Below are 16529 nucleotides of genomic sequence, written 5' to 3'. Positions count from 1 at the left end.
AGCGTGTGCGCATGATTTTCGGCTGCGAACAGGCCGCGTCTGCGGCGGCTGGGCAAACGCTGTCCGCTCAGCCCTTTTTCGGCTTGCGCGGACTGTCCGAGGCCGCTGGCTGTTGCAGCGCTTTCAACGCCGCGAACGGGTTCATGTCGGGATCGTCGCGATCGACGACCGGCTCGAACACCGCGTCCGGTTTGCGCGGATAAGGATCGAGTCCGAGATACAACGCATCGGTGGCGACGCGGCCGATATCGATGATGCCGCGTTCGATCGCCTCCGGTGGATCGCCTGGATCGGGCTCGCCCTCCTCGTCGACCGTGTCGGACAGCTCGCGAATCTGCTCCGGCGGCAGGAAGGTGAGATCGACGCTCTCGTCGATGACATTGTCGACCGGATCGAGCGTCACCACGCAGGTCTGCGTCACCTTGGCGCGCACCCGTCCGGTGAGATGGACGCGGCCGTCAGTGAACGGCTTCAGATCAAATGACGCGGTGGCCTCCGCGACCCCGCGCAGATCGCCGAGCGCGCTGATCGCCTCCCGCTCCGCAGCGCTCGCAACGATGTCGCGGTGCAGCCCGGTTTCGGGAATCTGCAGCACCACCACCGGCACGCTCCACGGATTATCTTCGCTCGCCATCGTCGAAAGTCCTCGTCTTAAGCGGTGGGCTGCGGAAACGGCAGCTCGCCGCTGCGCAGCTTGGCCGGCGGCACCGCGTCGAGCGCGTCAATCACCTGCCCGACATAGACCGCCAGCTTGCGCGCGTTCTCAATGTCGGCGCCGTCGAGAACGTTCCGGTTCAGCGCCAGCTCGAGGTCCTCGCGGCCTTCCGTCAGCGCCAGATCATACGCCGCCGAGCGGCCGTAGAATGCTTCCCCGAAGGCCTGCATCCGCTTCGGCACCGACAGGTCGCCGACGCCAAGCTCGCGCAGGTTGGCGTCGAGGTCGCTGCAGAAATAGTCGAACAGCGCCTGGGCGAAGGTCGATGCGTCCTGGATGCTGCGAATCCGCCGCAGCACCAGCCACAGATGGACCACCAGCATCTCGAATCGGCCGTTGACGGTGTCGGCGACGCCGAATTGCTGGTAAAAGACCGGCAGGCGCGACTGCGCCACGATCGTGCCATAGATCGCTTCAATGGTGCCGCGCGACGGCGTCCGGGGCGGACGGAGCAGATTGAACGGCCAAATCATTGCGGGTTCCAGGTCCGGGCCCGTACGGGCCTTTCGGGATTGCTTTCCGAGTTCCTGCCCGGTACGTCAACGCCCTGCGCGATGCAAGGGGATGAGGCCAACTCCCGGATGAGTATTTCGATCGACCGACGCGGGCGCGCCAACGCGCTGCGAAGCCGTTTTTCGCTGCCGCGCAACCTCGGCCTGGCCGTGGCGCTGACGCTGGTCGGCGCCGGTATGGGTGCCTGCACGTCAGAGCAATTCCAGAAGGGCTACATTCTGCCCAATGGCGCGCTGGAGCAGATTCCGATCGGCGCCAGCCAGGATCAAGTGCTGCTGGTGATGGGCACGCCGTCGACGGTGGCGACCCTGGACGGCGAGGTGTTCTACTACATCTCGCAGCGCACCGAGCGTGCGGTGGCGTTCATGCCGCAGAAGGTGATCGACCAGCGCGTGATCGCGATCTATTTCGACAAGAACCGCCAGGTTCGCCGTATCGCCAATTACGGCCTCCAGGACGGCAAGATCTTCGACTTCATCAGCCGCACCACGCCGACCTCCGGTCAGGAGATGAGCTATCTGGCGCCGCTGTTCCGGCTGATCAGCTTCCGCTAAGGCGGAGGCGGATCAACGCAATGATGTTGATGGGTAGGATGGGTTGAGCGCAAGCGAAACCCATCTCAGAAGCGTCGTCCCGGCTACGCCAGTCCCTTCCCCCGCGCCCACTCCGCAATCGTCGCGTTGACTTCATCGGGTGCGTCCTGCTGCACCCAATGCGACGCGCGCGGCAGCTTGTGCAGGGTGAAGTCCTCGACGAACTGCTCGTTGCCTTCGGTCAGCGCGATATCGAGCGCGAGATCGTCCTTGCCCCAAATCAGCAGCGTCGGCACGGTGATCACCGGATTGCTGCCGGCGCCGCCGGCAAGGCCGGAGAAATTGGCCCGATAGTAATTCAGCATCGCGGTGGCCGCGCCCGGCTGCAGCATGTTGCGGCGATAGATCTCGAGTTGTTCGGCCGGGATCTTCTGGCTGTGGCTCTTGAACATCTTGACCAGCGGCGCGCCACCCTTGCGGGTCAGCAGCCATTCCGGCAGCCACGGCAATTGGAAGAACGCGACGTACCAGGAGCGGCGGCGCTGCGCCCAGCCGCGGGCGAGCTCACGCGCAAACGCATCCGGATGCGGTGCGTTGAGGATGATCAGCCCGTCGAGATGCACCTTGCCGCGCAGCGCGGTCTGCCAGGCGATCACGCCGCCCCAGTCGTGGCCGATCAGAATACGGCGCTTGCCGCCAAGCGCGGCAAACAGCGCCGCGACGTCGTCGGTAAGGTGCTCGATCGAGTACGCCGCCTTGCCCTCGGGCCGCGACGTGCCGCCATAGCCGCGCAGATCCGGTGCCGCCACCCGCCAGCCGAGCTCCGCCAGGAACGGGATCTGCCGATGCCAGGATTGCCGCGCCTCGGGAAATCCATGCAGCAAGAGCGCGACGGTGTCGCCCTGCCCCGCGGTGTCGACCGCAAAGCGCAGTCCGTTGGCCTCCAGCGCCGCCGTCTCGATCGCCATCCCTCAAATCCCTGCCCTGTGCTGGCAGATCCTACACTAGGATTTGTCCTTGTTGATCTTCTTGATCTTGGCGTCCGTCGTCTCGATCGAACTCGCCAGCTCCAGAATCGCCTTCGACAGCAATTCGATCGCTTCCTTCTGATCCTGCGACTTGGCCGCGCGCAGCGCGTAGTTCTTGGCGGATGACAGCGACATGGGATCATTCCTTTGCAGCCGGTTGGTGACGTGTCCCGTCACTATCACGCGGAAGGAAAGGTCGCAGCCCCAATGCATTGATCCTCATCCTGAGGAGCCTCGGCGCAGCCGAGGCATCTCGAAGGATGGCCACAGGCGCGGGCAGCGCCGCGACCGTAACATCATGGTTCGAGACGCATCGCTTCGCGGTGCGCCTCGAACCATGAGGGCTTCGCTAGGCGCAAGAAAGAGGCTCCGTGGCAATCGCCGCGGAGCCCGTTGCGTCAGCTGCTCGAAGGCGACTAACTACTTCTCTTCTTCCATCGACACCGCGACGGCGGCGTTGGCGGAAAGGCGCACCTTGTTGCCTTCAACTTCGGCGACCAGGCCGCCGTCGATGAAGTGGTGATGGCCCTTGTGATGGCCCTCGCCGCTGTCCTTCTTGGTCAGCTTGATGCGATTGCCGTCGACACGATCGACGGTGCCGACATGCACGCCGTCGGCGCCGATGACTTCCATATGTTCCTTGATACCGCTCACACCGCTCATGTCGTGATCCTTCCGCAAGATGGGAACGGGTAACGCGGCGAGTTCCGATAGGTTCAATCCGAAGACGGGTGAGCTCGGGAGCGCTCTGCGATAGCGGCCTCAAAGCAAAAGCCCCGCGGCTTCGCCGCGGGGCTTTGTGTTGGACCAATCGGTCTGACGCTTAGTGCGCCAGGATCGCCAGCAGCAGCAGGGCCACAATGTTGGTGATCTTGATCATCGGGTTCACGGCCGGACCCGCGGTGTCCTTGTAGGGATCGCCGACGGTGTCGCCGGTCACCGCGGCCTTATGGGCGTCGGAGCCCTTGCCGCCGAAGTGGCCGTCCTCGATGTACTTCTTGGCGTTGTCCCAGGCGCCGCCGCCCGAGGTCATCGAGATCGCGACGAACAGACCGGTGACGATGACGCCGAGCAGCATCGCGCCGACCGCCGAGAACGCCGCCGACTTGCCGGCCGCACCGCCACCCGCGATCGCATAGATCGCGAAGTAGACGAAGATCGGCGACAGCACCGGCAGCAGCGACGGGATGATCATTTCCTTGATCGCCGCCTTGGTCAGCAGGTCGACCGCCTTGCCGTAGTCCGGCTTGTCGGTGCCCTTCATGATGCCGGGCTTTTCGCGGAACTGGCGACGCACTTCCTCGACGATCGCGCCGGCGGCGCGGCCGACCGCGGTCATGCCCATCGCGCCGAACAGGTACGGCAGCAGGCCGCCGAACAGCAGGCCGACCACGACGTACGGGTTGTTCAGCGAGAAGTCCGGGGCGACGCCGACGAAGTACGGCGACTTCTGCGCAATGAAGAACTTGAGGTCTTCATTGTAGGCCGCGAACAGCACCAGCGCGCCGAGACCGGCCGAGCCGATCGCGTAGCCCTTGGTGACCGCCTTGGTGGTGTTGCCGACGGCGTCGAGCGCGTCGGTCGACTTACGCACTTCCTTCGGCAGGCCGGCCATTTCGGCGATACCGCCGGCGTTGTCGGTGACCGGACCGAAGGCGTCGAGCGCGACGATCATGCCGGCCAGCGCCAGCATGGTGGTGGTGGCGATCGCGATGCCGAACAGGCCGGCAAGGCTGTAGGTGATCAGGATGCCGGCGATGATCACGATCGCGGGCAGCGCGGTCGCTTCCATCGAGATGGCGAGACCCTGGATCACGTTGGTGCCGTGGCCGGTGACCGAGGCCTGGGCGATCGATTTCACCGGGCGGAAGTCCGTGCCGGTGTAGTATTCAGTGATCCAGATGATCAGGCCGGTGACCGCGAGGCCGACGATGCCGCATTCGAACAGCGCCAGACCCGTGTAGGACACGCCGGGCAGCGGGCCGAAGCCGATCAACTGGTGGATGACGACGCCGACGCCGATCAGCGACAGCACGCCGGTGGCGATCAGGCCCTTGTACAGCGCGCCCATGATCGACTGGGAAGCGCCGAGTTTGACGAAGAAGGTGCCGACGATCGAAGTCAGGATGCAGATGCCGCCGATGGCGAGCGGCAGCGTCATCACGTTCTGCAGATGCGCCGGATCGGCGCTGCCGAAGAAGATCGCGGCGAGCACCATGGTGGCGACCGCGGTCACCGCATAGGTCTCGAACAGGTCGGCCGCCATGCCGGCGCAGTCACCGACGTTGTCGCCGACGTTGTCGGCGATCGTCGCCGGGTTGCGCGGATCGTCCTCCGGAATGCCGGCTTCGACCTTGCCGACGAGGTCGCCGCCGACGTCCGCACCCTTGGTGAAGATGCCGCCGCCGAGACGGGCGAAGATCGAGATCAGCGAGGCGCCGAAGCCGAGAGCCACCAGCGCGTCGACCACGGTGCGGCTGTTGGCCTGCAGACCGGCGAAGTGGATCAGGTAGATGAAGTAGAGGGTGACGCCGAGCAGCGCGAGACCGGCAACCAGCAGGCCGGTGATCGCGCCCGCCTTGAAGGCGAGCTCGAGGCCGCCGGCGAGCGAGGTGGTGGCCGCCTGCGCGGTGCGGACGTTGGCGCGCACCGACACGTTCATGCCGATGAAGCCGGCCGCACCGGACAGGATCGCGCCGATCGCGAAGCCGATCGCCACGAGGATGCCGAGGAAGTAAGCGAGCAGCGCGAAGATCACCACGCCGACGATGGCGATGGTCATGTACTGGCGCTTCAGATAGGCCTGCGCGCCTTCACGCACCGCGCCCGCGATTTCCTGCATCCGCGCGTTGCCCTGGTCGGCGGCGAGCACCGACGAGGTCGCCCAGATGGCGTATACGATCGATAGCGCTCCGCAGAGCACGATCACCCATAGAGCTGTCATACCTGATTGCCTCAGTCCCGAGTTTCACCCCCGTGCCTGCGCTGCGGGAGCGGCGCGGGCGCGCAACAAGATGGCGTGCCCTCTTTTGCGGGGCAGCCTCAAATCGCGGCGAACCTTGCCAAAATCACAGGTGCTCCGCAATCGCTGCGAAGGGACTAAGCTGGGCTTTTCCGCTGACCTTCGGAGTATTCCAGCGAACTTCCTCGCGTCGGAATACCAGTGACTAAGCGTCAGAAATGACTGAAAGACAGCGTCTTCAGCGGGATTTCAGCGCCGCCCGCGCCGAGCCATCGCGGCGGTGCGGTTCCGTCTTCGGCAACGCCGATGACTGTCACCTGCACATGGCTCCGCTGCGCCGCAGCAAGGAACTGATCGAGATTGGTTTGTGCAACGCCGCAAAGCAGTTCGTAGTCATCACCGCCGCTGAGTAATCGCGCCAGCTTCGACTCATCGGTTCCCGTGATCGCACGCGCAGCCTCCGACAACGGCACGGCGGCCGCGTCGAGAGTCGCGGTGACACCGGACGCGGCGCACATCTTGGCGAGATCGCCGGCGAGCCCGTCGGAGATGTCCATCGCCGCGCCGGCATAATCGCGCACGGCCTCGGCCAGCGCCGAGCGCGGCTGCGGTACCCGGTAGCGGTCGATCAGGAACGCACGCTTCTCATCGTGGGCGGTGGTCGCCCGGCCCTGCAGCAGGTCGAGCCCGAGCGCGGCATCGCCGATCGTGCCGGTGACGACGATAGCGTCGCCCGGGCGCAATGCGTCGCGCGCCACCATCCGGCCCGGCGGCACCCGGCCGAGCGCAGTCACTGAGATCATCATCGGGCCGGGAGTCGAGACCGTGTCGCCGCCGAGCAACGGGCAGCGGAACGTCGCCGCATCCTCGCCGAGCGCGGCGGCGAACGGGGCCAAAAAGCCCTCATCGGCCTGGCGCAGCGCCAGGGTCAGCAGGAAGCCGGCAGGCTCGGCGCCCTTGGCGGCTAGATCGGAGAGATTGACCCGGAGTGCCTTGCGGGCGATCGCCGCCGGCGGATCGTCGGGAAGATAATGCACGCCTTCGACGATCGCGTCGGTGGTCAGCACCAGATCGCAGCCCGTGGCAGCCAAGACAGCGGCGTCATCCACCAGCCCCCGCGCCCCCGGATCGGTCGCCAGAGGCTTGAAGTACCGCGCGATCAGATCGTCTTCACCGGAGGGCATGGTTTACTTCCCGCGACCGGTTTTGTGCCCGGCCAAATCCCGCGCGCACTGAGAGGCCAGAAAGCCGCCGCGCGCAAGTCGGCAGGGCCGACGGTTCAGCCGCGCTCAACCTTACCGCTCACTCGGCATCTAGCAGGGTCGGATCTTCGACCTCGCCGATCGCGCGCCTGACGAACTGCACGATGGCAGGGCCCTGAGCATCCGCCATCTGCTGCGGGGTGGCGCCGGTTTGCTCGTGGGTCCACACCGTCCAAACAGCGACCACACCTGGTTGGGCTTCGATCACTGCCGTACAAAATTTGGTCGTGCGATCACAGCCCATGCCGACTCTGTCGGGATAAATCATCTTTCTGATCTGGTCGTACTGTGGCTCTCCTCCGACCGTGCCGTAGCTTTTCAAAAGGTCGAGTTTGCTGCGGTCGAACAGATTGAACCGCTCAGGCAAACGTCGCAAAAGCCCCTTATGTTCGCCGCGGCAGAGCGCCTGCGACCAACGCCGCGTCAGCCGCGGGCAGATGCTCACCGAGGCGAGGTGCTCGCCGGTGTAGCGGTACTCGTGGATCAGGAAGTCGACGTGATCCATCGGCATCGGTTTGGCCGGATTGCGGGCGGCCTGCCGAATCTGGTCCGCGAAGCTTCGGGTTTGCCGGCCGCCGAAATCGAAAACGTGGTCCGGCCCTCTCAGGGCGACGATTGGAACGACGATATGCTGCCCCGCGACGGCGAAGTGTGCATCCGAGGCAAGGAAATTGATGTCAGGCGGTCGCTGACCTGGCGGGCTGACGACGATCCACGCGACGGCAGCGACGAATGCAAAAAGGCCGAGCAGAACAATCCAGGAGTGGCGAAAAGATCCCATGACCAGGCCCCGGCATCATTGCGGGGTCTGATAACTCAAATTCGTTGCAACTTGGCCTGCCCGGTCCATCGAATTTAACACGTCACAACGCGTTACTTCGTAAACTCGTCTTCGCGGAACCGCCGCGCGATCTGGTCGAGCACGGCATTGACCATGCCGGTCTCGTCCTTCTCGACGAAGGCGTGGGCGACGTCGACGTATTCGGAGACGACGACCCGCGCCGGGATGTCCTTGCGGTGTTCGAGCTCGTAGGCCCCAGCCCGCATCACCGCGCGCAGGATGGCGTCGATCCGCGCCAGCGGCCAGCCCTTGGCGAGCAGATCGTCGATCAGGGGATCGATCTGCTTCTGATCGCGCACCACGCCGGCGACGATGTCGCGGAAGAACGCCGCTTCGGCCGGCAGATACTGCTCGCCCTCGACCTCGTTGCCGATCCAGAAGCTCTCGAACTCGGCGAAGGTCTCGTTGATGCCGGCGCCGCCGATGTCCATCTGGTACAGCGCCTGAACTGCCGCGAGCCGGGCCGCCCCGCGGCGGTTGGCTTTGCGCTCGCCTTTCGGCACCGGTTTCTTGAACGCGGGTTTGTTGATCTCGGCCATCTGCATCAGGCCTTCGCCAGCCGGCGCTTGATCCGCAGCATCGCCAGGGCGGCGCGCGCGGCGTCGCCGCCCTTGTTGAGGTCGCCGGGCTTGGCTCGCGCCCAGGCCTGCTCGTCGGTGTTTACGGTTATGATGCCGTTGCCGAGCGGGAATTTGCGCGCGACGCTGAGGTCCATCAGCGCACGGGCCGACTCCATCGACACGATCTCGAAATGGATGGTTTCGCCGCGCACCACGCAGCCGAGCGCGATCGCAGCATCATACGGCTTGCCGGCGGCCTCGGCGGAATCGATCGCGATTGCCACAGCTGCGGGGATCTCCAGCGCGCCCGGCACGGTCAGCACGTCGTGGGTGGCGCCGGCGGCCTTCAGCTCGGCGACCGCGCCTTCCAGCAGCGCGTCCTGGATGTCGTCATAGAACCGCGCCTCGACGATCAGGACGCGCGCGCCCGAAACGTCGGTCTGGTCTTTCAGGGGTGCGCGCCGCGCGTCTGCCATGTGTCGCTTCTTCTTCGGTCGGTTGTCTGCATCTCGGCCAGTACGGACCTCATCCTGAGAAGCGGCCCATTGGCCGCGTCTCGAAGGATGAGCGCCGCGAAGCTCATGTTCGAGACGGCGCTTCGCGCCTCCTCACCATGAGGGCCTGCGGGTTGTAGGCGGAGGCCGGCGCAAAGCCAAGCCCGCGCATGGCGTCCTTCGGCGGGCTGCCGCCTATTTCATCTCGCTCAGGCGCGCGGCATAGCGGGCCATCAGGTCGACCTCGATATTGACCTCGCTGCCCACCTGCCAGCCGTTCAGAATCGTCGCCGACAGCGTGTGCGGGATGATCAGCACCGAGAATTTGGTGTCCTCGACGGTGTTCACCGTCAGCGAGGTGCCGTCGAGCGTCACCGAGCCCTTCGGCGCGATGAACCGCGCCAGCTCGCGGCTGGTTTCCAGCGTGAAGCGGGCCATATCCGGCAGCTCCTCGCGCGCCACCACCTTGGCGATGCCGTCGACATGGCCGGTGACGATGTGGCCGCCGAGCTCGTCGCCGATCTTCAGGGCGCGCTCGAGATTGAGCCGGGTGCCCGCGGTCCAGGCTTTCGCCGTGGTCTTGGCCAACGTCTCGGCACCGGCGTCGACCTCATACCAAGTCTTGCCGCCTTCGGTGCCGGAGCCGACCACGGTCATGCAGATGCCGTTCGAGGCGATCGAGGCGCCGTCGGCGATGGTCGACTGGTCGTAGGCGCAGCGGATCCGCAGCCGGTGCAACTGGCCCTGCGCGACCGGCTTGACGGTCTCGATCTCGCCGATGTCGGTGACGATGCCGGTGAACATGGAGTGCCTTCTAGTTCGAATCGTAAATGGTAAGGGTATCCGCGCCGACGCGCTCGGTGCTGCGGACACGCCAGTGCGGTGAGTCGCTAATCGCCTTCAGCGGCAGGCCGTGCAGCGCATCGATGCCGTCGGCGCCGATCGGATTGTCGCTGCGCCACAGCCAGATTTCATCGGCGAACTCGCCGGCGACCAGCGAGGCGGCGACGCGGGCGCCGCCTTCGACCAGGAGGCGCGTCACGCCCTTGTCGGCCAGCGCGTGTAGCACAGCCGGCAAGTCGAGGCCCGGGGTGTCGGCGCAATCGGCGACGTGGATCACCTCGGCACCGGCCGCACCGAGCCGCGCGGCAGTAGCAGCTTCGACGGTCTCGGAGGCCATCAGCCACAGCGGCGTGGTGCGGGCGGAATGCAGCAGTTTGCTCGTCGCAGGGATGCGTAAGCTCCGGTCGAGCAGCACGCGGATCGGCGACTGCGCCGCCATGCCAGGCAGCCGGCAGGTCAGTTCCGGATCGTCCGCCAGAACGGTGCCGATCCCGACCAGCACCGCGTCGGAACGGGCGCGCAGCAGATGGGTACGGGCGTTCGCCGCCTCGCCGGTGATCGCGACCGGCTTTTGGCCGGCGGCGGCGATCTTGCCGTCCGCGGAGACCGCCAGCTTGAGAGTCACCTGCGGGCGACGGTCGCGGATGCGGCGAATGTGGCCGGCGTGGTCGCGCGCAGCCTCCTCGGCGCAGACCCCAATCTCCACCGCGATCCCGGCGGCGCGAAGCCGAGCGTGACCTTGACCGGCGACCAGCGGATTGGGGTCTTCGATCGCCGACACCACCCGCGCAATGCCGGCGGCGATCACCGCATCGGCGCAAGGCGGGGTGCGGCCATGATGCGAGCACGGCTCCAGAGTCACGTAAAGTGTGGCACCGCGGGCGGCCTCACCGGCCCGGCGCAGCGCTTCGACCTCGGCATGCGGACGGCCGCCATCCTGGGTCCAGCCCCGGCCGACGATCACGCCATTCTTGACCAGCACCGCGCCGACCGCGGGGTTGGGCGCAGTGCGCCCCTGGCCGCGCCGGCCGAGCGCCAGCGCCAATTGCATGAAGCGGCGGTCGGCGGAATCGCCGGCTTTGGCCGCCTTTTCGGCGGCGAGCTTCTGGCCGATCTGCTCCTCCAGGATGCGGAAGATCATTTGCGGACCAGCGCCGCCCTCGCCTCGTCTTCGTGGGAGAGTTCGCCGAGCACGGCCTCGAAATCCTTGGCCTCGCGGAAATTGCGATAGACCGAGGCGAAGCGGACATAGGCGACGTCGTCGAGCTTGCGCAGGTGATCCATCACGCTCTCGCCGATCGTCTCCGACGAGATCTCGGCCTCGCCGCCGCTCTCCAGCTCGCGCACGATCGCCGATACCATCTGCTCCACCCGCTCCGGATCCACCGGCCGCTTGCGCAAACTGATCTGCACCGAGCGCACCAGCTTGTCGCGATCGAACGGCACCCGGCGGCCGTTGCGCTTGATCACGATTAGCTCACGGAGCTGCACCCGCTCGAAGGTGGTGAAGCGGAAGTTGCAGGCGATGCACACCCGCCGGCGCCGGATCACCGAGGAATCCTCGGTCGGCCGGCTATCCTTCACCTGGGTATCGAGGCTGTTGCAGTTCGGGCAGCGCATCGCGACGCGTCCTCAGAGCGGTCCGAGGGGATCGGTCCCTCACCTTTCGTCATGGCCGGGCTCGTCCCGGCCATCCACGCCTTGTGCCGTCGCCACGCTTGAAGGCGTGGATGGCCGGCACAAGGCCGGCCATGACGGGGTTGTTTACTGATAAATCGGGAAGCGGTCGGTCAATTCCTTCACCCGCTGCTTCACCGAAGCTTCCACCAGCGGCGCGCTGCCGTCCGGCGATTGTGCAATGGCGTTCAGCACTTCGGCGATCAAGTGACCAACCTGCTGGAACTCGGCGACGCCGAATCCACGAGTCGTCGCCGCCGGGGTGCCGAGGCGCAGGCCCGAGGTCACGAACGGCTTCTCCGGGTCGAACGGGATACCGTTCTTGTTGCAGGTGATGCCGGCGCGGACCAGCGCCTTCTCCGACACGTTGCCCTTCAGCCCCTTCGGTCGCAGGTCGACCAGCATGAGGTGGTTGTCGGTGCCGCCCGAAACCAGATCGAATCCAGCCGAGCGCAGCGTTTCCGCAAGCGCCTTAGCGTTTTCGACGACGTTCTTCGTGTAGACCTTGAAGTCGGGCTGCAGCGCTTCCTTGAACGCCACCGCCTTCGCAGCGATTACGTGCATCAGCGGGCCGCCCTGCAGGCCCGGAAAGATCGCCGAGTTGAACTTCTTGGCCAGCGCCTCATCGTTGGTGAGGATCAGGCCGCCGCGCGGGCCGCGCAGCGACTTGTGGGTGGTGGTGGTGACGACATGGGCGTGCGGCACCGGCGAGGCATGGACTCCGCCCGCCACCAGGCCGGCGAAGTGCGCCATGTCGACCATGAAATACGCGCCGACGCTGTCGGCGATCTCGCGGAAGCGCTTGAAGTCCCAGGCGCGCGGATAGGCCGAGCCGCCGGCGATGATCAGCTTCGGCTTGGCTTCCTCGGCGAGCTTGGCGACCGCATCCATATCGATCATCTGGTCTTCGCGGCGCACCGTGTAGTGCACCGGCTTGAACCACTTGCCGCTCATGTTGACCGGGGCGCCGTGAGTGAGATGGCCGCCGGCGGCGAGATCGAGGCCCATGAAGGTGTCGCCGGGCTGCAGCAGCGCCAGGAACACCGCCTGGTTCATCTGGCTGCCGGAATTCGGCTGGACGTTGGCGAAGTTGGCGCCGAACAGCTTCTTGGCTCGGTCGATGGCGAGGTTCTCGGCGACGTCGACGAATTCGCAGCCGCCGTAATAGCGGTTGCCCGGATAGCCTTCCGCGTACTTGTTGGTCATCACCGAGCCCTGCGCTTCCAGCACCGCGCGGCTGACGATGTTCTCGGAGGCGATCAGCTCGACCTCGTGGCGCTGGCGGCCGAGTTCGCCGCGGATCGCAGCGGCGATCTCGGGATCGGCCTGCTCCAGCGAGGCGGAGAAGAAGCTGTCGGGCGCGGACGCGGGATTGGCTGTGCTCATGGGAAAAGTCTCCACCGTCGCAGCCGGTTCATCGGGTGCGAGCGGTTACGGGATAGCGGTTCGGAAACGGCGGCTGCCGCATAGCACATCCGGCCCCGCCGGCCAAGGATCTGAACCATGCATTGCGGCATCCGGCCTCAGCCCCGCCCAGATATGGTGGCTGCGACAGAGTTGCAGAAGGGCTGCCAAACTGCCTGGAAACTCCTGGTTTTGTGCCGACCGGCGGTTCTGCCAGCTCCCTTTTCCCTTTGCGGAGGGAGCCGTGGCCTTCGACGAGCCTCGTCTTATGCCAGGTTAGGCCCGCACCTGCCCTCGACAGCGCCACCCGTCGGACTTAGCTTTTCGCCATGAACCTGATCCGCCGCACCTTCGATCTCGACTTGGCGACCGACGAGCGCCTGAAGGCGCTTGCGGCCGAGCGAGGTCAGGACGAAGCAGCGGTGCTCGCCAAAGCACTCGCGCTGCTCGACTCAGTGGGCGAGATCGAAATCCCGGATGTTGCGGAAGATCGTCGGCGTCTCGACCGGTTTCGGGAAACCGGCGAAGCGGTGCCGATTGCCGAAGTCCGGGCCTGGGTCGAAAGCTGGGGCACCGATAGCGAGTTGCCACAGCCACCGGCGCGGCCGGTGGGATGATCCGGTTCGCACCGGAAGCCGTCGACGATTTAGCGCGGGTGCGTGACTTTCTCGATGAGAAGAGCCCTGACGCTGCCAAGCGCGCTATCGCCACGCTCTTTGCTGCCCTTCAGCGCCTCGAAGACTTTCCGAATCTCGGTCGTCCGACCGACGACGTCAGTATTCGCCAAATTGTCGTTCCGTTCGGATCGGCCTGTTATGTCTTGCGCTACGTTTTAGGCGACAACGGCGATCTTCTCGTCCTGCGGGTTTGGCACGGTCGCGAGGCACGGACATGAGCGGTTGGCGGTAGCATGACGCAGAATTGATGGTGGCATCGCTGAGTTCGGCTTAGTGACAAACAAACCTGCATAACCTGTCCAAGTCCACTCCCCCTTGCGGTAGGGGGCGGGGGGCACGAGTCAAAAGCCTGCCACTCCGGCGTAGCTGATCGCCGAATTTAGCGTTTGACGGGACCTCGCTAGCAGCGCAACCGGACCACGCCTCACCTCGTCGCCCTCGCCCCCACTCGCCCATACTGTCCGCGAAAAAGCCCTGAGCCATTCGATGGCGCTGATTGAAAAATACGTTCCGGCGTTCAGCTTCAACGAGCGCCATGCCATCCAGGTCGACGCGCCGGGCGACAAGGTGCTCGACGCAATTCTCAGCTTCCGGCCGGAAGATGATCGGTTCTTCCGCCTGATGATCACGTTGCGCGAACTACCTATGCGTACCGTGCGCCTATTCGGCGGCGGCGGGCAGACCACACCAAAAGTGTTCGGCATCGACAACTTCACGCTGCTCGAACACGACGACCAGGAGGTGGTGTTCGGACTGGTCGGCCAATTCTGGCGACCCGATTTCGGCCTCGTCCGCATTGCGGATGGCGCAGCGTTCGCCGCATTTCAGCGCAGCGGCTTCGTCAAGCTCGGACTCAACTTCACGATTGCTCCGCAAAGCGACGGCCGCATTCGTCTGACGACCGAGACCCGCGCGTTCTGCCCCGATCGCGGCGCGCGCCTGAAGCTGTTGCCCTACTGGTACGCCGTCCGTCCGTTCAGCGGCGTGATCCGCCGCCGCATCCTCGCCGGCCTGAAGCGCCGCAGTGAGGCGGCGGGGAGCCAGCCACCAACGGGGCCATAACACCGCTGTTCGCATCACTGAGCCAGATAGCCCGAATTGGTCAACCGACGTCTATTGCCTTGCTCAGAAGGGCTGGCGTGGCGAACCGTTCGAGCGCGGCAGTTGACCATTTCCTGCCAGAGGCGCGGAATACACCATCGGGCGAGCGCGGAGCCTTTGTTGAACTGACCAGTGGTCCACGGCTGTGCACCGCCTGAACGACGCGGAGGTTGCCATGGAAGACCGATGGCTCGCATGGGCGAAACAGCTTCAAGCAATTGCCTCGACAGGCCAGTCCTTCTGCAAAGACGAGTTTGATCAGGAGCGCTATCGCGAGATCGCTCACATCGCCAACAGCATGATAGCTCAGCTGGGGACCGTACCGATCGAGCGCATCGAAGGCCTCGTGTCGGACTTCGCTAAGGGCTACGCCACACCCAAAGTAGACGTCCGTGGGGCTGTGATCGAGAAAGACAAAATCCTTCTCGTTCGCGAGAGGAGCGACGGGTGCTGGACACTTCCGGGAGGCTTTGCGGATGTCGGTCGCTCCGCGTCAGAAAACGTCGTGAAGGAGATTTGGGAAGAGGCCGGAATTGCCGTATCGGCACGGAGCCTCTATAGCGTTCGCCACAAGGCAAAGCAGCCCTACGAGCCGGACGCGCGCGATTTCTACAAGCTATTCTTCATTTGCGAAAGAACAGATCTGACGGCCCCGTCAGCCCGCGGTGAAACGACCGACGTCGACTTTTTCCCGGCGGATCGCTTACCCAGGCTGTCCCGCGGCCGCGTTGTCGAAAGCGATATAGAGGCTGCATTTGCGTTCCAGCACGGCTCGTTGCACACAACCATTTTTGATTGAGGATCGGCGACGCAAGAGGACAGCGGCTCAGGCGGGCTTGCTCGTATCGGTGCTGGTACCGCCCGCCCAAACGCTCAGTTCTAAAAATGAGACTTCGCCCTCCTCGCCGCCGCCACCGTCTGCGGGATCGATATCGTCACGGTCGTCCAAACGATCTGCTGCTCCACCATATAGTAGCCATGACTGAGCTTGTTGCGAGCTCTGTAGGCCAAGCCGAGCTGAAGCTCCGGAAAACGCGCTTCCAGCGTCGGGTCGAGCTTTGCGAGTTCGTTGGCTGCGACACCGATCGCTTCGGCGCATTTTGCAGCGGCGTCCTGGGTCTTTGGATCTTTTAGGAAGCTCTCGTAGTTCACGCCGGCCAAGTGACCTTCCAGCCGCTCCCCCCAGGCGATGATATCGTTCAGCCAATCGAGGACCGAGCGCCGGCTCACGGCAACGGCACGAGATCAGTCTGGATGCGGGCGGCGACGTCCGGAGCGAGCAGACCGGCAGTGACGATTTCGACTCGACAACCGAGTAGTGCTTCGAGAGCCTGCTCAGCACGGGCGAAGTCGTAAAGCGAAGTGGTTGGGGCGGCATCGACAAGGATGTCGAGATCGCTCCGCCGAGTGTCTTCACCGCGCGCGACTGAGCCGAACAGGCGTGGATTAGTCAGCCCGAACTCGCTGAGGATCACCGCCAGTCGATTGCCATGCGCGGCAATGGCTTCGGAGGGTCTTAGGAGCTCGGTAGTTGCTCGGGGCATACCTTATGTTAGCAGATTGGAGCCGCGGCGCCGAGGTGAATTTACAACCTTCGGGCGGCATCTGGTTCACCGATCACGTCCCGGATTTCGCAGCCTTGAGCGGGCTACCGCGCTAGCTACAGCGTCTCCTGCTTCGCCCCGCATTCCTTGCAGGTGTAGGCCACGCGGGTGACGCCCTTCGGGGCCTTCACCTTATTCGGGGCGCCGCATTTGCCGCAGGTGGCCATGATCACGGTGTCGCCCTGCTTCACCGTTACGTTGCGGTTCGCCATCGCCTCGCGCATCAGCCGTTCGGCCTCTTCGCGCATCGCCTTCTTGTCCATGTCGTCCATCGTTCGTTGTGTCGTCGCCACGCGTTGTAGCGCAGCGCGATGA

At 65.0% G+C, this 16529-nt stretch carries 22 protein-coding genes; 5 read left to right on the top strand and 17 right to left on the bottom strand.

Annotation, left to right across the window (positions count from 1 at the left end):
- Nucleotides 1-67 precede the first annotated feature (67 nt).
- The gene (locus RPPS3_RS14115) at nt 68-634 is read right to left on the bottom strand and encodes a YceD family protein (protein ID WP_107344664.1); all 567 of its coding nucleotides are present in this window, start codon (nt 632-634) and stop codon (nt 68-70) included.
- 17 nt (nt 635-651) lie between these two features.
- Complete coding sequence (locus RPPS3_RS14110) at nt 652-1188, bottom strand: ubiquinol-cytochrome C chaperone family protein (RefSeq protein WP_107344663.1); 537 nt, start codon at nt 1186-1188, stop codon at nt 652-654.
- 108 nt (nt 1189-1296) lie between these two features.
- On the opposite strand from RPPS3_RS14110, the gene RPPS3_RS14105 reads away from it, so the two are divergent.
- Nucleotides 1297-1782, top strand: a complete 486-nt coding sequence (locus RPPS3_RS14105) for an outer membrane protein assembly factor BamE (protein WP_107344662.1) — start codon at nt 1297-1299, stop codon at nt 1780-1782.
- Between the two features lie 83 nt (nt 1783-1865).
- On the opposite strand, the gene RPPS3_RS14100 is transcribed toward RPPS3_RS14105, so the two are convergent.
- The 12 genes from RPPS3_RS14100 to glyA all read right to left on the bottom strand — a co-directional run bounded on the left by RPPS3_RS14100 (nt 1866) and on the right by glyA (nt 12814).
- A complete protein-coding gene (locus tag RPPS3_RS14100; protein ID WP_107344661.1) occupies nt 1866-2729 on the bottom strand; it encodes an alpha/beta fold hydrolase in 864 nt (287 codons plus the stop codon).
- 36 nt (nt 2730-2765) lie between these two features.
- On the bottom strand, nt 2766-2924 hold the full coding sequence (locus RPPS3_RS24640) for a hypothetical protein (RefSeq protein WP_165858132.1): 159 nt from the start codon (nt 2922-2924) through the stop codon (nt 2766-2768).
- A 285-nt stretch (nt 2925-3209) separates the two neighbouring features.
- The gene (locus RPPS3_RS14095; protein ID WP_199852141.1) at nt 3210-3452 is read right to left on the bottom strand and encodes a DUF2171 domain-containing protein; all 243 of its coding nucleotides are present in this window, start codon (nt 3450-3452) and stop codon (nt 3210-3212) included.
- Nucleotides 3453-3612: 160 nt separating this feature from the next.
- A complete protein-coding gene (locus tag RPPS3_RS14090; RefSeq protein ID WP_107344660.1) occupies nt 3613-5733 on the bottom strand; it encodes a sodium-translocating pyrophosphatase in 2121 nt (706 codons plus the stop codon).
- Between the two features lie 230 nt (nt 5734-5963).
- Nucleotides 5964-6935 carry a thiamine-phosphate kinase gene (gene thiL, locus RPPS3_RS14085; protein WP_107344659.1) on the bottom strand — a complete coding sequence of 324 codons (972 nt, stop codon included), beginning with the start codon at nt 6933-6935 and terminating at the stop codon, nt 5964-5966.
- Nucleotides 6936-7053: 118 nt separating this feature from the next.
- Nucleotides 7054-7794, bottom strand: a complete 741-nt coding sequence (locus RPPS3_RS14080) for a hypothetical protein (protein WP_107344658.1) — start codon at nt 7792-7794, stop codon at nt 7054-7056.
- A gap of 92 nt (nt 7795-7886) precedes the next feature.
- Nucleotides 7887-8393: a transcription antitermination factor NusB gene (gene nusB / locus RPPS3_RS14075; protein WP_107346599.1), complete on the bottom strand. Its 507-nt coding sequence runs from the start codon at nt 8391-8393 to the stop codon at nt 7887-7889.
- Between the two features lie 5 nt (nt 8394-8398).
- A complete protein-coding gene (ribH, locus tag RPPS3_RS14070) occupies nt 8399-8890 on the bottom strand; it encodes a 6,7-dimethyl-8-ribityllumazine synthase (protein WP_011158279.1) in 492 nt (163 codons plus the stop codon).
- Nucleotides 8891-9103: 213 nt separating this feature from the next.
- A complete protein-coding gene (locus tag RPPS3_RS14065; RefSeq protein ID WP_107344657.1) occupies nt 9104-9712 on the bottom strand; it encodes a riboflavin synthase in 609 nt (202 codons plus the stop codon).
- 10 nt (nt 9713-9722) lie between these two features.
- The gene (ribD, locus tag RPPS3_RS14060) at nt 9723-10892 is read right to left on the bottom strand and encodes a bifunctional diaminohydroxyphosphoribosylaminopyrimidine deaminase/5-amino-6-(5-phosphoribosylamino)uracil reductase RibD (RefSeq protein WP_107344656.1); all 1170 of its coding nucleotides are present in this window, start codon (nt 10890-10892) and stop codon (nt 9723-9725) included.
- Nucleotides 10889-11371 (bottom strand): transcriptional regulator NrdR, encoded by a 483-nt coding sequence (nrdR, locus tag RPPS3_RS14055; protein ID WP_107344655.1) that lies wholly within the window; start codon nt 11369-11371, stop codon nt 10889-10891. Before nrdR ends, ribD begins: the two co-directional genes overlap by 4 nt.
- A 144-nt stretch (nt 11372-11515) precedes the next feature.
- Nucleotides 11516-12814 (bottom strand): serine hydroxymethyltransferase, encoded by a 1299-nt coding sequence (glyA, locus tag RPPS3_RS14050; RefSeq protein WP_107344654.1) that lies wholly within the window; start codon nt 12812-12814, stop codon nt 11516-11518.
- A 347-nt stretch (nt 12815-13161) separates the two neighbouring features.
- Between glyA and RPPS3_RS14045 the strand changes: the two genes are divergently transcribed.
- The 4 genes from RPPS3_RS14045 to RPPS3_RS14030 all read left to right on the top strand — a co-directional run bounded on the left by RPPS3_RS14045 (nt 13162) and on the right by RPPS3_RS14030 (nt 15409).
- Nucleotides 13162-13449, top strand: a complete 288-nt coding sequence (locus RPPS3_RS14045; protein ID WP_107344653.1) for a hypothetical protein — start codon at nt 13162-13164, stop codon at nt 13447-13449.
- On the top strand, nt 13446-13727 hold the full coding sequence (locus RPPS3_RS14040; RefSeq protein WP_107344652.1) for a type II toxin-antitoxin system RelE/ParE family toxin: 282 nt from the start codon (nt 13446-13448) through the stop codon (nt 13725-13727). The genes RPPS3_RS14045 and RPPS3_RS14040 overlap by 4 nt, the downstream gene beginning before the upstream one ends.
- A 268-nt stretch (nt 13728-13995) precedes the next feature.
- A complete protein-coding gene (locus tag RPPS3_RS14035; RefSeq protein ID WP_107344651.1) occupies nt 13996-14571 on the top strand; it encodes a hypothetical protein in 576 nt (191 codons plus the stop codon).
- A 214-nt stretch (nt 14572-14785) separates the two neighbouring features.
- Nucleotides 14786-15409: an NUDIX hydrolase gene (locus RPPS3_RS14030; protein WP_107346598.1), complete on the top strand. Its 624-nt coding sequence runs from the start codon at nt 14786-14788 to the stop codon at nt 15407-15409.
- 80 nt (nt 15410-15489) lie between these two features.
- On the opposite strand, the gene RPPS3_RS14025 is transcribed toward RPPS3_RS14030, so the two are convergent.
- The 3 genes from RPPS3_RS14025 to RPPS3_RS14015 all read right to left on the bottom strand — a co-directional run bounded on the left by RPPS3_RS14025 (nt 15490) and on the right by RPPS3_RS14015 (nt 16477).
- Nucleotides 15490-15840 (bottom strand): HepT-like ribonuclease domain-containing protein, encoded by a 351-nt coding sequence (locus RPPS3_RS14025; protein WP_107344650.1) that lies wholly within the window; start codon nt 15838-15840, stop codon nt 15490-15492.
- On the bottom strand, nt 15837-16085 hold the full coding sequence (locus RPPS3_RS14020; RefSeq protein ID WP_205523462.1) for a nucleotidyltransferase family protein: 249 nt from the start codon (nt 16083-16085) through the stop codon (nt 15837-15839). The genes RPPS3_RS14025 and RPPS3_RS14020 overlap by 4 nt, the downstream gene beginning before the upstream one ends.
- Nucleotides 16086-16270: 185 nt before the next feature.
- Nucleotides 16271-16477, bottom strand: a complete 207-nt coding sequence (locus RPPS3_RS14015; protein ID WP_107346597.1) for a hypothetical protein — start codon at nt 16475-16477, stop codon at nt 16271-16273.
- Between the last annotated feature and the right edge of the window lie 52 nt (nt 16478-16529).

The sequence above is a fragment of the Rhodopseudomonas palustris genome (assembly GCF_003031265.1).
GTDB classification, from domain to species: Bacteria; Pseudomonadota; Alphaproteobacteria; order Rhizobiales; family Xanthobacteraceae; genus Rhodopseudomonas; species Rhodopseudomonas palustris_H.
Note: the sequence above shows the minus strand (reverse complement) of the source record. Positions and strands in the feature narration are given on the sequence as shown.